Source organism: Klebsiella sp. CSG-1 (genome assembly GCF_056521145.1).
The window spans coordinates 115413-130310 of the sequence record NZ_JBWNLD010000010.1 but is presented as its reverse complement, the minus strand read 5'-3'; the positions used below and the strand labels follow the sequence as shown (position 1 = coordinate 130310).

The window sequence follows — 14898 nt, the reverse complement described above, 5'->3', positions numbered from 1 at the left end:
CCGGGTTACACGTTTTTGCGCTCGATGGTCTGTTCGCCCCAGAAAAGGGCGTCTTTATCCGTTTTCGCGAAGGCCAAAGAGAGCACTTCATCGCTGCCTTCTTCCCAAATTTTCTCTGCTAGCTTTTCATCGTATTTGGCTAATTCAAAAATCGCTTCGGCGATCTCTAAAGAGGTATTTCGTAAACTAGCCCATTCACCCACGTGGTGGGCTTTCGCTTCTTGAGTTGGCATGCAAATCCTCCTGCTGAAGGTTAGCCGTGTAGTTTAACTGCCAGTCCTGCGACATGTTCACCCTGATAGCGGGCGATCGCCAGCTCTTCCTGACTTGGCTGACGAGAACCATCGCCGCCGGCGATAGTGGTTGCGCCATACGGTGTGCCGCCGCGCACCGCCGACACATCAAAAAGCTCCTGGGCGCCGTAGCCGATAGGGACAATCACCATCCCATGATGGGCAAGCGTGGTCCAGGTAGAGGTAATGGTCTGCTCTTGTCCACCGCCGGTACCGGTAGAGCTAAAGACGCTGGCCAGTTTGCCGTACAGTGCGCCCGATGCCCACAGGCCGCCGGTCTGATCGAGGAAGGTGCGCATTTGTCCGGACATATTGCCGAAACGGGTGGGGGTACCAAAGATGATGGCATCATACTCTGCCAGTTCCTGCGGCGTGGCGACGGGCGCATTCTGCGTTTTCCCGCCTGCTTTGGCGAACGCCTCAGCTTGCATAGTTTCCGGCACGCGCTTCACGACCACCTCAACGCCGTCTACTTTGTTCGCCCCTTCGGCGACAGCGTGAGCCATGGTTTCGATGTGTCCATACATTGAATAATAAAGCACCAGAATTTTAGCCATTTGCATCACTCCTCGGTTGCGTTAGAGACCAGCCAAACGACTGGCTACCTTTAAAGATAAGGCCTCTGGCTAAGAGTGCAAATCTAACAATCATTTATTTGATTTATAACAAAATTGCAAAGAACGCGTTTGTCGCAAAAAGAAACATCTTTATCTGCCCGCTTTTCATCAGCCATAAGAGACGCTTAGCGCGGCGCGGGCGGCGGTAAATCCGTTGTGGCCGTCAAATTATTACAGAATGTTACTATTTGTCTGGTGAATGAGTTTCCTTCACTACGCTTAACAGCACGCAATACGAAAAATGGCCATGCCATATGCCGCTGAGTCGCGGCTTCGTATTGTACGCAATGCAAGATGATGTCTAACCAAGTGGAGGTCAGTGATGGCAAACCATCGTGGCGGTTCCGGCAACTTTGCTGAGGATCGTGAAAGAGCATCAGAAGCAGGTCGTAAGGGTGGCCAGCATAGCGGGGGGAACTTCAAAAACGATCCTCAGCGCGCCTCGGAAGCCGGCAAAAAAGGGGGGAAAAACAGTCACGGCAATCGTCATAGCTGACCTGCCCGGCTGACTGTGTTTGATGTGGCTCTACTCTCCTCGGCACCTGCCACATCCTCCTCGCCGCCGGCCTCCGCCGGCGGTTTTTATTGCCTGTCGCGAGCCCCCCTGGCAGCGCATGAGATTGTGGGGCGACACGTTCTTAGCCGCCCCGTAAGCATAGCGTTTTAAACGGGGGTGACGTCGGGCTGTTCTGCTTCACGTGCGCGGCGGTTCAGCAGCGCGTGAAGTAAAATCGCGCCAAAGGTGGCCGTTCCGATCCCGCCAAGGGTAAACCCGCCCAGCGACAGGGCGAAATCTCCGGCACCGAGCACCAGCGTGACCGCCACCATGATCAGATTGCTGTTCTGACTCAGGTCAACCCGATTCTGTACCCAGATACGGGCGCCGGCGACCGCAATCAAGCCAAAGACCACGATCGACGCGCCGCCGATAACCGGCCCGGGGATCGTATGGATCAACGCGCCAAACTTCGGTGAAAAGCCGAGTAAAATGGCAATCAGCGCGGCGGCAACAAACACCAGGGTGGAATAGACTTTGGTCACCGCCATCACGCCGATATTTTCCGCATAGGTGGTCACGCCGCTGCCGCCTACCGCGCCGGAGAGCATCGTCGCCAGCCCGTCACCGACGAACGCCCGTCCCATATAAGGGTCCATATTGCGTCCGGTCATGCCGGCGACCGCTTTCAGATGCCCCAGGTTTTCCGCCACCAGAATCACCGCCACCGGGGCTATCAGCATCATCGCCTGGCCGTCAAAGGTCGGGGCGGTAAAGTGCGGCAGCCCGAACCACGCCGCCTGGTGCAGTAAGGTAAAGTCGAGCGGTTTACCCAACCCGAGGAGATTCGCCAGCAGCGCGTACAGCCCGCAGGCAACGATCAGGCCGACGAGAATCAGCAGCCGCTGGATCATCCCGCGGGTAAAGACCGCCACCAGTCCGATACAGAGTACGGTCAGCACCGCCATCCAGCCATCGAAGGCGGAGGCGGAGACGCTGTGTACGGCGATGGGGGCGAGATTGAGCCCAATGGCCATCACCACCGCGCCGGTCACCACCGGCGGCATCAGTCGTTCAATCCAGCGGGTACCGATTTTCATCACCACCACGCCAATCAGGGTATACACCAGGCCGCAGGCGATAATTCCTCCGAGGGCGACGCTAAGGTGCGGATTGAGTCCCTGACCATTAAAGCCGGTGACGGCGATAACCACGCCGATGAAGGCGGCGCTGGAGCCCAGGTAGCTTGGCACCCGACCGCCGGTTACCAGGAAAAACAGCAGCGTGCCGATACCGGACAATAAAATCGCCAGGTTAGGATCCAGCCCCATCAGGATGGGCATCAGCACGGTGGCGCCAAACATGGCGACCGCGTGCTGGACGCCCATGACCATCGTTTGTCCGACGGAGAGGCGTTCATCGGGGGCCACCACGCCGGACGCGGCGGAAGGGGAGGTCAACTGCCAGCGAGGAAAATCGAAAAGTGCCATGATGATATCCCGGGTTTGAAGTTAACAGGCTGGACGCATAAGCGTGTGGTAGCCGCGGTCGAACCACATCAGCCCGCGCGGCTCTGGATGTCTGACGATGGCGGCCACTTCACAGAACAAAATGTCGTGGGTGCCGACGCTGACTATCTGGTTGATACGACAATCGAAGCTGACCAGCGCATCGACCAGGCGCGGGCAGCCGGTGAGACCGGTTTGCCATTCGGCGGCGGCGAAACGCTCCGCCATCGGCGTTTTACCGCCAAAGACGTTGGAGAGCGACTCCTGGCCAGCCGCCAGGGTGTTGACGCACAGCGCCTGGTGCTGGCGGAAGGTTGGCCACACCGAGGCGGAGCGGTTGAGACAGACCAGCAGCGTTGGCGGCGTATCGGTGACGCTACAGACCGCGCTGGCGGTAAATCCGGCGCGACCCGCCGGGCCATCGGTGGTAATCACGTTGACCGCCGCGCCGACCTGGGCCATGGCGTCACGAAAACTCTGTTTATCCGCTACGGACATAGTGGCTCCTTACGCCAGCTGGCAGGCATCATCAAAGGACAGGCGCGGCAGGCGGCCATACAGTTTGGCAGTGTCGCCATAACCAATATTAATCAACAGGTTGCTCTTCCAGCCGCTGTCGGCAAAGAACGCAGCATCAACCTTATCGCGGTCAAACCCTGACATCGGGCCGGTATCCAGGCCAAGGGCGCGGCAGGCGAAAATCAGATATGCCGCCTGCAGAGAGCTGTTGCGAAAGGCGGTCTCTTCCGCCAGCTGCGGACTGGAGGTGAACCAGCTGCGGGCATCGCCGTGGGGGAACAGCGTCGGCAGGCGATCGTAGAAGGCGCGATCCCAGGCCACGATGGCGGTCACCGGCGCGCGCAGGGTTTTTTCGAGGTTGCCGCTGGAGAGCGTCGGACGCAGTTTCTCCTTTCCTTCCGGCGTGCGGACAAACAGGATCCGTGCGGGGGAGCAGTTGGCGGAGGTCGGCCCCATTTTCATCAGATCGTATATTTCGTGCAGCAGGCTATCGCTGACCGGTTTATCCAGCCAGCCATTGTGGGTACGGGCGTGAGTAAACAGACTGTCGCGCGCGCTTTGGCTAATGCTTTCGCTCATAGATTCTCCTGATATCAGGCCAGCATGGCGGCCAGCCCGTTGCATAAAATAGGGTTGAAGGTGTCGGCATCGGTCACGTTGCAGGCGTGGCCGCCCCAGGCCATCTCGACCCGCTGGCTGCCCGCGATCGCCGCTTGTAGCGTGCGCGAGCAGGAGGCAGGAACCAGCAGATCGTCATGGGCGCTGACGATCAGGGTCGGGCATGCCACGGCGGACGCCCGGCGAGAAAAGTCGGCCTGCTTCAACGCCTGCAGCCGCTTGAGCAGATTCTCCTTGCCCTGAAAATGGCTGAGGGCGAGAGCATCTTCCGCCTCTAGCCTCGGCATCCGCGCGGCCATCCACTCCGCCGGGTAGAGAAATAAAGGCTGTGCTTCGACCCACGCCTGGGCACCGCCCGCGTGCAGCAGACGCTCGCGTACCTGAAAACAGCGGCGGGTGTGGGGAGACAGGGTTAGCCAGCCGTTGACCAACACCAGGCCGCTGACCGCCTGCGGAAAGTCCAGCGCCAGCTGCAGGGCAATCAGCGCCCCCAGGGCGTGACCCACCAGGGCAAAGCGGGATATTCCCGCCGCCTGCAGCGCCTGATTGAGCTCCTGCGCCATGGTCGCCATGCTGTAGCCGGCGGGCAGCGGCCCGGCGTTTTCACCGGTGCCGTTTTGATCATAGCTCACCAGCTGATACCATTGTTCCAGCGCCGCGCGCTGCGGCAGCCAGTAGCTGCCCGCACCGCCTAAGCCGGCGCTCAGCACGACCGTCGGTGCACCCTCAAAGGGGGGCGGGGAGATATTCAGTTTCATGATGCTGCTTTTCCGATATGGGCGACGGTCGCTATCTCTACCAGCGCCTCCGGCTTGACCAGCCCGCACTGAATGCAGAAGCGCGCCGGTTTATCTCCCGGGAAGAACTCGGCATAGACTTCGTTAATCGCGGCGTAGTTTTTCCAGTCGGTGATAAAGATGCTGTTGAACGTCACATCCTCCATGCTGCCACCCGCCGTTTCGATCACCGTTTTGATCGTTTCCAGAACGTGACGGGTTTGCGCCTTTGGGTCGCCGATGTGGACCACGTTATTTTGCTTGTCAAACGGCAGGGTGCCGGAGACATACACCACCCCATCGGCCAGGGTGCCAGGGACGAAAGGGGCAATCGGCGTGGTGGTGCCGGGCGGAATAATCACCTGTTTAGGCATAACGTTTCTCCTCCGGGAAAGATAGCGGGGCGGCCGGGGCCAGCGCATCGCAGAAGCTGGCGACGTCGCTGACCCAGCCAAAGAAGGTCTCAATATTGAACAGTGCAGCCTGCTGGGCGAAGGCCGGGCCCGCCTGGTGGGTGGCGTCTTCCAGCACGACGCCGAAATACTCGAGGAAGAAGCCGTCGCGCAGGGTGGACTCCACGCAAACATTGGTGGCGATGCCGGTAAAGATCAGGTGGCGAATGCCGCGGCTGCGCAAAATACTGTCCAGCTGAGTGTTGAAAAAGCCGCTGTAGCGCGGTTTCGGCAGCACCACATCGCCGGGCTGGGGCTGCAGCTCATCGACCAGTTGATAATCCCAGCCGCCTTTAGCCAGCAGCTTGCCCTGCAGTTCAGGACGACGGCGCATGGTCTTCAGAGCGTTAGATTTGTGGTAGTTCGGCGAGCCCGGGCCACCGGCTTCCATATACTCCTCATCCCAGCCGTTCTGGAACCAGATGATCAGCATGCCGGCGGCGCGGGCCGCGGCAACGGCGTTATTAATGTTGTCGATAACCGGCCGGGTGGCGGAGACATCAAACCCGGCAAGATCGAGATATCCTCCCTGGCTGGCATAGGCGTTTTGCATATCGACGACGATCAGCGCGCTATTTTGCGCCGGGAAGGTCAGGGATTCCGGACGGGCGGAAAGCGTAATCATCAGGCAACCTCGCGGGTAACGGTGGCAATATGGTCACGGCAGCGCATCAGCGGCTGAATGCGCTGGCCAAAGGCATCGATGCCAGAAAGAAAATCATCAAACGTCAGCAGGACGCCGTCGGTGCCGGGGACGGAGGCGACGTCGTCGAGCATTCGGGCGACGTTGGCGTAGGAGCCCACCAGCGTTCCCATATTGATATTGACCGCCGAGGTCGGGTCGGCCATCTGGCGGACGTTGGTGTCGCTGCCGGAGCGGGTGTCTTTTTGGCTTTGTTCGGTGAGCCAGGCCAGCGCTTCGTCATCGGCTCCCGCCTTGTAGTGCTCCCATTTGGCGCGGGCCGCTTCGTCGGTTTCATCGGCGATGACCATGAACAGCACATAGGAGCCCACGTCGCGACCGGTCTTTTCCGCCGCCTGCATCATGCGCGCGGCGGTCGGCGCAAAGGCGGTCGGGGTATTGACCCCTTTGCCGAAGCAGAAGTTGTAGTCGGCATACTGGGCGGAGAAGGCCATGCCCGCGTCGCTTTGCCCGGCGCAGATCACTTTCATCGGCTGCGACGGCTGCGGGCTGACGCGACAGTCGTTCATCGTGAAGTGGTCGCCTTTAAAGTCGCTGCGCCCGGTGCCCCACAGGTCGCGCAGCACCTGGACATATTCGGTGAGATAGTCGTAGCGGCGGGCGAAATAATCGTCGCCGGGCCAGATGCCCATCTGCTCATATTCCGGTTTTTGCCAGCCGGTCACCAGATTGACGCCGAAGCGGCCGCCGGAGATAGAGTCGATGGTGGAGGCCATCCGGGCGACAATGGCCGGCGGCAGCGTGAGCGTCGCGGCGGTGGCGTAGATCTGGATCCGCGAGGTCACCGCGGCCAGGCCGGCCATTAAGGTGAAGGATTCGAGGTTATGATCCCAGAACTCGGTTTTGCCGCCGAAACCGCGCAGTTTGATCATCGACAGCGCAAAATCAAAATGGTAATGCTCCGCTTTCTGGACGATCGCTTTATTCAGTTCGAACGTCGGCATGTACTGCGGGGCATGGGTTGAAATCAACCAGCCGTTATTACCAATCGGAACGAAGACACCAATTTTCATACGTACCTCTCTGCAATCGTTGACGAAGAAGGCGCGCGGTGCTGCATCCTGCATCTCCTGGGTCACCTCGCCAGAAAGCTAAAGCAAAGGGAATGCCAGTTTTGCAAAAATCAATGTTATTAATGTGTTGCGTATTGGTTGCTTAAAATGAAGGTGATAAAAGTGGACTAAATGGTCAAAATGAGTGCACGAAAAAACGGCAGTCATGCGCAATTGGGGTGCATAAGGTCGTGTCAAGGTTGGGCTTTTGCTATGCTGATGGCGTTGAAAGAAGGAGATGATGATGGCAGAGGGCGCTGTGAAAAAAACCGGGAAGCGTTCGCAGGCGGTGAGCGCAAAGAAAGAGGCTATCCTGGCCGCTGCGCTGGACGCATTTTCCCAGTTTGGTATCCACGGTACGCGGCTTGAGCAGGTTGCAGAGCTGGCCGGGGTATCGAAAACGAATCTACTCTATTACTACCCGTCGAAAGAGGCGCTGTATGTCGCCGTGCTGCAGCAGATCCTCACCATCTGGCTGGCGCCGCTGAGGGCGTTTCGCGAAGATATCAGCCCGCTGGTCGCTATCCGCGAATATATTCGCCTCAAGCTGGAGGTGTCGCGCGATTATCCGCAGGCCTCCAGGCTGTTTTGTCTGGAGATGCTACAGGGCGCGCCGCTGCTGATGGGCGAGCTGACCGGCGATCTGAAAGCGCTGGTGGATGAAAAGTCGGCGATTGTCTCTGGCTGGGTCGATAGCGGGAAACTGGCGCCGGTCGACCCTCAGCATCTGATCTTCATGATCTGGGCCACCACTCAACATTACGCCGATTTTGCCACGCAGATTGAGGCGGTCACCGGCGCAACGTTGCGCGACGAGGCGTTTTTTCAACAAACCGTAGAGAACGTCCAGCGGATGATCATTGAAGGTATCCGGGTACGTTAATTGGCGGGGGGAAGCGGGCAGCTCTGGTCGCCATCTTCACACTGCAGCAGCGAAGCAAGGAACGATTCACGCTCCACGGTTTTGTCTGCCATACACTGGTTGATAAGCATCGGCTGGACGCTGCCGCCTTCGGCGCCGGAAGCGAGGAAGGTGCAGTCGGCGTCGCGCAGCCCTATCCACGCCAGCTGCGCTTTTTTCAGCTGTTCCTGCTGTTTACCCGCGGCGCGTTTCAGCGCTTCCTGATAGGTCTGATTCAGCTTGCTATCGGCCGCCTGATATTGTGCTGCCGTACACTGGTTCAACTCAGCCTGATTGCCGGCGTTAGCACATTCGTCCGCCAGCGCCTGTCCGCTTGCCAGCAGGGCTGCGAGGGCAATTAAAGTTCGTTTCATTGGTCCACTCCCATAAAAAAAGCTCCCGTCGGGGGAGCTTTAATTAACCACAGCCGGCGTCCGGTGTCATCAGCTGACGTGGATGTCGGTCGCAACAGACCCTTAGCCGATGGTCATCAGGCTAGCGTTACCGCCTGCCGCCGCAGTATTGACGCTCAGCGAGCGTTCAATATAGAGGCGTTCCAGCAACAGGTTGCTTTCACCGCGGGCGAACCCCTGAACCGAGATAATCGCGCCGTCGCGTGCCGCCACCTGTTCACACAGTTCCCGCAGCTGATCGGAATCGCCGTGGTAGATAACCGCATCGAAAGCCTGAGCGGTCAGCATCTCTGGTTTGGCAAAGTGGAGACGTTCGCTGACCTCGCGCGGCAGCTTCTTCGCCAGCTCGCGATGCAGAGCGCTCTCCGGCCACAGGATTTCACAGCCGACTGCGGTGACCGCCGCCAGCTGAATCAGCGCATCCTGCTCGTTATCCGCCACGCACAGTACGCGGTCGCGAGGGATAAAGGTCAGGGTATTGCGCTCGCCGGTTGGACCCGGCAGCAGACGTTGGGTACCGGCTTGCGCCAGTTCACGGTACTGCTGACACAGCGCCTGCAGTTCAGGACGACCGGCGGCCCACTGCTGCAGGGCGTTTAGCGGTTTTTCCAGCAGGGTTTTCAGCTGCGCATCCAGCGGACGTTCCGCATCCTGGCGGGCGAGCGTGGTTCCCACGGCGTTTTGCGGGCGGCTGGAGAGCAGACGATACAGATACAGCGGGCCGCCGGCTTTCGGTCCGGTCCCCGACAGACCTTCGCCGCCAAACGGCTGCACGCCGACCACGGCGCCAACCATATTGCGGTTAACGTACAGGTTGCCGACCTTCGCGCTGCCGGTGACCTGAGCAATGGTTTCGTCGATGCGGGTATGGACGCCGAGGGTCAGACCGTAGCCGGAGGCGTTAATCTGCTCGACCAGCTGATCCAGCTCGTTGCGGTTATAGCGAACCACGTGCAGCACCGGACCAAAGACCTCTTTTTTCAGCTCATCAAAGCTCTCGAGTTCGATCAGGGTCGGCGGAATGAAGGTCCCGCTTTGCCACTCACGCGCATCCTCGCTGTTTTCCCGTACCGCCTGGAACACCGTGCGGCCTTTGGCGCGCAGGCTCTGAATATGGCGTTCAATATTCTCTTTGGCTTCGGCATCGATGACCGGACCAATGTCGGTCGTCAGACGGCCAGGGTTGCCCATCCGGCATTCGCCCATTGCGCCGCGCAGCATGGTCAGCGTATGGTCGGCGATCTCTTCCTGCAGGCAGAGAATACGCAGGGCGGAACAGCGCTGCCCGGCGCTATCAAACGCGGAGGCCAGCACGTCGATCACCACTTGCTCGGTAAGGGCCGAGGAGTCGACGATCATGGCGTTCATCCCGCCGGTTTCGGCGATAAGCGGCGTCGGGCGACCCTGTGCATCCAGGCGGCTGGCGATATTGCGTTGCAGCAGCGTGGCGACTTCGGTGGAGCCGGTGAACATCACGCCGCGAACGCGTTCGTCGGTGGTCAGCGCGGCGCCGACGGTTTCCCCGCGGCCCGGCAGCAGCTGAATCACGCCCGGCGGAACGCCGGCTTCCAGCAGAATCGCTACGCCCTGAGCGGCAATCAGCGGCGTCTGTTCGGCGGGTTTCGCCAGCACGCTGTTACCGGCGGCCAGCGCGGCGGCAATCTGACCGGTGAAAATCGCCAGTGGGAAGTTCCACGGACTAATACAAACTACCGGTCCCAGCGGACGGTGGGTTTCATTATCGAAATCGTCGCGCACCTGACCGGCGTAGTAGTGGAGAAAATCGACGGCTTCGCGGACTTCGGCGATGGCGTTGCTGAAGGTTTTACCGGCTTCACGGACCAGAATGCCGATCAGCGTCTGCATCTGGTCTTCCATCAGCACCGCCGCGCGTTCAAGGATCGCCGCTCGTTCCTGCGGCGGGGTGGCAAACCAGATAGGCGCGTTATTGACTGCGCTGGTCAGCGCCAGTTCAATCTCTTCCGGGTGGGCTTCACGCACGTGGCCGACGATATCTTTCGGCTCGGCCGGGTTAATCACCGCCTGCAGTTCGCCCGCCATCACCGGATGCTCCAGCGCCGGCAGCGCCTGCCATTTGTGCAATGCGCTGTTCAGCAGAGAGGAGGAGAGGGAGGCCAGACGGTGTTCGTTGGCCAGATCCAGGCCCGCGGAGTTACTGCGGCCTTTGCCGTACAGATCGCGCGGCAGCGGAATCTTAGGATGGGGCAGGCCGGCCTGACCCTCCTGGCGGGCCAGTTTTTCCACGGCGCTGACCGGGTCGGCAACCAGCTCGTCCAGCGGCAGCGTAGTATCCGCGATACGGTTAACAAAGGAGGTGTTGGCGCCGTTTTCCAGCAGGCGGCGTACCAGGTATGCCAGCAGCGTCTCGTGGGTCCCGACCGGCGCATAAATTCGGCACGGACGGTTCAGTTTCCCGTCGGCAACCTTGCCGACTACCTGTTCGTAGAGCGGTTCGCCCATGCCGTGCAGGCACTGGAACTCATACTGGCCCGGATAGTAGTTCTGCCCGGCCAACTGATAAATGGCTGCCAGGGTATGGGCGTTGTGTGTGGCGAACTGCGGGTAGATAAGGCTCGGCACCGCCAGCAGCTTTTTCGCGCAGGCGAGGTAGGAGACGTCGGTGTACACCTTGCGGGTATACACCGGGTAGCCTTCGAGGCCGTCCATCTGCGCGCGTTTGATTTCGCTGTCCCAGTAGGCGCCTTTTACCAGGCGGATCATCAGGCGACGGCGGCTGCGGGTGGCGAGGTCAATCAGGGAATCAATGACGAACGGGCAGCGTTTTTGGTAGGCCTGAATCACGAAGCCAATTCCGTTCCAGCCGGCCAGCTCTGGTTCAAAGCACAGCTTCTCCAGCAGGTCGAGGGAGATCTCCAGGCGATCGGCCTCTTCGGCATCGATGTTAATCCCGATATCGTACTGACGCGCCAGCAGGGTCAATGATTTCAGCCGCGGATACAGTTCATCCATCACCCGATCGTATTGTGCGCGGCTGTAGCGCGGGTGCAGCGCAGAGAGCTTGATCGAAATCCCCGGGCCTTCATAAATGCCGCGGCCGTTAGAGGCTTTGCCAATCGCGTGGATCGCCTGCTGGTAGGAGACCATATAGGCCTGAGCATCGGCGGCGGTGAGCGCGGCCTCGCCCAGCATATCGTAGGAGTAACGGAACCCTTTCTCTTCCAGCTTGCGGGCGTTGGCCAGCGCTTCGGCGATGGTTTCGCCGGTCACGAACTGTTCGCCCATCAAACGCATCGCCATGTCGACGCCTTTGCGAATCAGCGGTTCGCCGCTTTTGCCGATAATCCGGTTCAGCGAGCGCGAAAGGCTGGTTTCGTTATGGGTAGAGACCAGTTTGCCGGTAAACAGCAGGCCCCAGGTTGCCGCATTGACGAACAGCGACGGGCTGCGGCCGATGTGCGACTGCCAGTTACCGTTGCTGATTTTGTCGCGGATGAGGGCATCGCGGGTGGCTTTGTCCGGAATACGCAGCAGCGCCTCCGCCAGACACATCAGCGCCACCCCTTCCTGTGAAGAGAGCGAAAACTCTTGTAGCAGGCTCTGCACCATGCCGGCGCGACCGCTGGCGGTTTTTTGATTACGCAGTTTCTCCGCCAGCTGATAAGCCAGCTTATGCGCCTGTTCAGCCAGCGGCTGCGGCAGGCGCGCCTGCTCCAGCAGCATAGGGACGGCGTCAGTTTCTGCCCGGCGGTAAGCGGCGGTAATCGAGGCCCGGGTGACGGACTGCGGCAGAATCTGCTCGGCAAATTCGAGGAATGGCTGCCACGGCTCATCGACCGGGCTGCTGACGTCATCGCTTTCATTGGCGGCGCCGGCAAGCAGGGCCGGCAGCTCGGGCAGCGTCTCGTCGTTTTCCAGCTTTTCCAGATAGTTGAAAATGGCCTGTTTAATCAGCCAGTGCGGCGTGCGGTCAATACGGCTCGCGGCGAACTTGATGCGTTCACGCGTCGCGTCGTCAAGCTTAACACCCATGGTGGTGGTGCCCATGCTTATCACTCCTGTTATGAATCGTTGTTCTTTTTTGCGGTTACGCGAAAATATCTACTATGTTGCAACTTTGTGCAACCTTGTTAATCGTGACCTGTGTAGCAAGCTGAGAAATGAGTGAGTTGTTAATTGAGATGGTGGATGTAACGGAAAATTAACCTTTCTGCGCTGGGGTTTTTTATGCGTCAGTTAACAGTTTTACAAGGTGCAACCAATAAAAACGTGAGAGAGTGCAACCTATAACAAAATGAAGTTTGGTACGGACAAAAATTAGTGTAAATGCTGTGTTAAATCGTTTGTGAAATGCCGACGCTTCCGTCAGGATACGGTCGCCCAATACAATCCTTGTGCCACTACCCCGTTCCGGTAGTGGAATAAAATGACAAAGCAGGACGTTGTCGACAAAAGAATCTGGAGATTTTACATGGCTATTAGCACCCCCATGTTGGTGACTTTTATTATTTATATATTTGGCATGGTACTGATCGGTTTTATTGCCTGGCGATCGACAAAAAACTTTGATGATTATATTCTCGGCGGCCGCAGTCTCGGGCCATTTGTGACGGCGCTCTCTGCCGGCGCCTCCGATATGAGCGGCTGGCTGCTGATGGGATTGCCCGGCGCAATATTTCTCTCCGGTATTTCCGAGAGCTGGATTGCCATTGGTCTGACGCTCGGCGCATGGATTAACTGGAAACTGGTCGCCGGTCGTCTGCGCGTACACACCGAGGTAAATAATAATGCGCTGACCTTACCGGATTATTTTACCGGGCGCTTTGAAGATAAAAGCCGCGTGCTGCGTATTATTTCGGCGCTGGTTATTTTGCTGTTCTTCACCATTTATTGTGCCTCCGGGATTGTTGCCGGTGCCCGTCTGTTTGAAAGCACTTTTGGCATGAGCTATGAAACGGCGTTGTGGGCCGGTGCGGCGGCGACGATTATTTATACCTTCGTCGGCGGATTCCTCGCGGTAAGCTGGACCGATACCGTACAGGCCAGCCTGATGATTTTTGCGCTGATTCTGACGCCGGTGATGGTGATTATTTCCGTTGGCGGCTTTGGTGAATCGCTGGAAGTGATCAAGCAGAAGAGCATTGAAAATGTCGATATGCTCAAAGGACTGAATTTTGTGGCGATTATTTCGCTGATGGGCTGGGGCCTGGGCTACTTTGGCCAGCCGCATATTCTGGCGCGTTTTATGGCGGCGGATTCGCACCACAGTATCGTTCACGCACGTCGCATCAGTATGACCTGGATGATTCTCTGCCTGGCGGGTGCCGTGGCGGTCGGTTTCTTCGGTATTGCATGGTTCAATAATAACCCGGCGCTGGCCGGCGCGGTTAATCAGAACTCCGAGCGCGTGTTTATCGAACTGGCGCAAATCCTGTTTAACCCGTGGATTGCCGGTATTCTGCTGTCGGCGATTCTGGCGGCGGTGATGTCCACCCTGAGCTGTCAGCTGCTGGTGTGCTCCAGCGCGATTACCGAAGACCTGTATAAAGCGTTTCTGCGCAAAAACGCCGGTCAGAAAGAGCTGGTGTGGGTCGGACGGACGATGGTCCTGGTGGTGGCGCTGATCGCCATCGCGCTGGCGGCAAACCCGAACAACCGCGTGCTGGGTCTGGTGAGCTACGCCTGGGCAGGCTTCGGTGCCGCGTTTGGTCCGGTCGTACTGTTCTCGGTGATGTGGTCGCGGATGACGCGTAACGGGGCGCTGGCCGGGATGGTGATTGGCGCGCTGACGGTGATTGTCTGGAAACAGTTCGGTTGGCTGGGCCTGTATGAAATCATCCCTGGCTTTATCTTTGGCAGTCTGGGCATCGTGGTCTTCAGCCTGCTGGGCAAAGCCCCGTCGATATCCATGCAGCAACGCTTTGCCGAAGCGGACGCCCATTATCATTCGGCTCCGCCGACACCGGCTACCGCCGAGTAAACTCACGACCGGTTAATCAAGCCCGCGCTCAGCGGGCTTTTTTGTGGCTGAAAGCCGGCCAGGCGCCCGGCACGGCTCCCACCTCTTGCTAATTCCATGAAAATACGCTGATATCGGGGGCACAAAAAACAATGAGGATAGCAAAATGACGTTCAGACAGGGTGCGCTGGTGCTGGTGATGGCAGGGCTGCTTGGCGGCTGCGTGGCACCGGCGAAGAAGAGTACGCCGGTTGCCACGGCAGCGGTATGCCCGGCAGAGAATGCGATGGTGCAGACCACGCTCTATTTCGGTTTAAGCCGCCCGGCGGGTAAAGATATCACCCCCCAGGAGTGGCAGCAGTTTGTTGACCGCGACGTCACGCCGCGTTTTCGTGAGGGATTAACGGTGTTTGACGCCCGAGGCCAGTGGCTGGGGAATGATGGCAGCGTGGCCCGCGAGCAGAGCAAAGCGCTGATGCTGATTCATGGTAAGGACGGTGGCAGCGAAGAGGGGATCGAGGCGTTACGTAACCTCTATAAATCGCGCTTTGCCCAGGAGTCGGTGATGCGCGTTGACCAACCGGTCTGCGTTCACTTCTGAAAAAACGGCGG

The 14898-nt window shown here is 58.9% G+C and carries 15 protein-coding genes; 4 read left to right on the top strand and 11 right to left on the bottom strand.

Going from position 1 to position 14898, the window contains the following annotated elements; all coding sequences use genetic code 11:
* Nucleotides 1-5: 5 nt before the first annotated feature.
* Together AC007G_RS22015 and wrbA are read right to left on the bottom strand one after the other, a co-directional pair.
* On the bottom strand, nt 6-233 hold the full coding sequence (locus AC007G_RS22015; RefSeq protein ID WP_004860407.1) for a YccJ family protein: 228 nt from the start codon (nt 231-233) through the stop codon (nt 6-8).
* A 20-nt stretch (nt 234-253) separates the two neighbouring features.
* Entirely contained in the window at nt 254-850 is a 597-nt protein-coding gene (gene wrbA, locus AC007G_RS22010) for an NAD(P)H:quinone oxidoreductase (protein WP_004860410.1), read from the bottom strand.
* Between the two features lie 382 nt (nt 851-1232).
* On the opposite strand from wrbA, the gene AC007G_RS22005 reads away from it, so the two are divergent.
* A complete protein-coding gene (locus tag AC007G_RS22005) occupies nt 1233-1406 on the top strand; it encodes a con-10 family general stress protein (protein ID WP_004860412.1) in 174 nt (57 codons plus the stop codon).
* A 167-nt stretch (nt 1407-1573) separates the two neighbouring features.
* On the opposite strand, the gene rutG is transcribed toward AC007G_RS22005, so the two are convergent.
* From rutG to rutA, 7 genes are read right to left on the bottom strand one after another with little or no spacing between them, the layout of a single operon-like run.
* Nucleotides 1574-2896, bottom strand: a complete 1323-nt coding sequence (rutG, locus tag AC007G_RS22000; protein WP_032700334.1) for a pyrimidine utilization transport protein G — start codon at nt 2894-2896, stop codon at nt 1574-1576.
* A gap of 21 nt (nt 2897-2917) precedes the next feature.
* Complete coding sequence (rutF, locus tag AC007G_RS21995) at nt 2918-3412, bottom strand: NADH-dependent FMN reductase RutF (RefSeq protein WP_004860416.1); 495 nt, start codon at nt 3410-3412, stop codon at nt 2918-2920.
* Nucleotides 3413-3421: 9 nt separating this feature from the next.
* Nucleotides 3422-4012, bottom strand: coding sequence for a malonic semialdehyde reductase (locus AC007G_RS21990; protein WP_032688417.1), 591 nt, complete (start codon nt 4010-4012; stop codon nt 3422-3424).
* Between the two features lie 14 nt (nt 4013-4026).
* Nucleotides 4027-4812 carry a pyrimidine utilization protein D gene (rutD, locus tag AC007G_RS21985; RefSeq protein ID WP_142630407.1) on the bottom strand — a complete coding sequence of 262 codons (786 nt, stop codon included), beginning with the start codon at nt 4810-4812 and terminating at the stop codon, nt 4027-4029.
* Nucleotides 4806-5201, bottom strand: a complete 396-nt coding sequence (gene rutC, locus AC007G_RS21980) for a pyrimidine utilization protein C (protein ID WP_032688415.1) — start codon at nt 5199-5201, stop codon at nt 4806-4808. The genes rutD and rutC overlap by 7 nt, the downstream gene beginning before the upstream one ends.
* Nucleotides 5194-5904, bottom strand: coding sequence for a pyrimidine utilization protein B (gene rutB / locus AC007G_RS21975; RefSeq protein WP_142630389.1), 711 nt, complete (start codon nt 5902-5904; stop codon nt 5194-5196). The genes rutC and rutB overlap by 8 nt, the downstream gene beginning before the upstream one ends.
* The gene (rutA, locus tag AC007G_RS21970) at nt 5904-6995 is read right to left on the bottom strand and encodes a pyrimidine utilization protein A (RefSeq protein WP_032688611.1); all 1092 of its coding nucleotides are present in this window, start codon (nt 6993-6995) and stop codon (nt 5904-5906) included. Before rutA ends, rutB begins: the two co-directional genes overlap by 1 nt.
* A 283-nt stretch (nt 6996-7278) precedes the next feature.
* On the opposite strand from rutA, the gene rutR reads away from it, so the two are divergent.
* Entirely contained in the window at nt 7279-7917 is a 639-nt protein-coding gene (gene rutR, locus AC007G_RS21965; RefSeq protein WP_032688413.1) for an HTH-type transcriptional regulator RutR, read from the top strand.
* Here rutR and AC007G_RS21960 read toward each other — a convergent pair.
* Complete coding sequence (locus AC007G_RS21960; protein ID WP_479466668.1) at nt 7914-8309, bottom strand: lysozyme inhibitor LprI family protein; 396 nt, start codon at nt 8307-8309, stop codon at nt 7914-7916. The genes rutR and AC007G_RS21960 overlap by 4 nt on opposite strands.
* Nucleotides 8310-8411: 102 nt before the next feature.
* Entirely contained in the window at nt 8412-12374 is a 3963-nt protein-coding gene (gene putA / locus AC007G_RS21955; RefSeq protein WP_032688411.1) for a trifunctional transcriptional regulator/proline dehydrogenase/L-glutamate gamma-semialdehyde dehydrogenase, read from the bottom strand.
* 424 nt (nt 12375-12798) lie between these two features.
* Here putA and putP point away from each other — a divergent pair, with 424 nt between their 5' ends.
* Nucleotides 12799-14307 (top strand): sodium/proline symporter PutP, encoded by a 1509-nt coding sequence (putP, locus tag AC007G_RS21950; RefSeq protein ID WP_142630387.1) that lies wholly within the window; start codon nt 12799-12801, stop codon nt 14305-14307.
* 145 nt (nt 14308-14452) lie between these two features.
* Nucleotides 14453-14887 carry a DUF3574 domain-containing protein gene (locus tag AC007G_RS21945; RefSeq protein WP_046852824.1) on the top strand — a complete coding sequence of 145 codons (435 nt, stop codon included), beginning with the start codon at nt 14453-14455 and terminating at the stop codon, nt 14885-14887.
* The last annotated feature ends 11 nt before the right edge of the window (nt 14888-14898 follow it).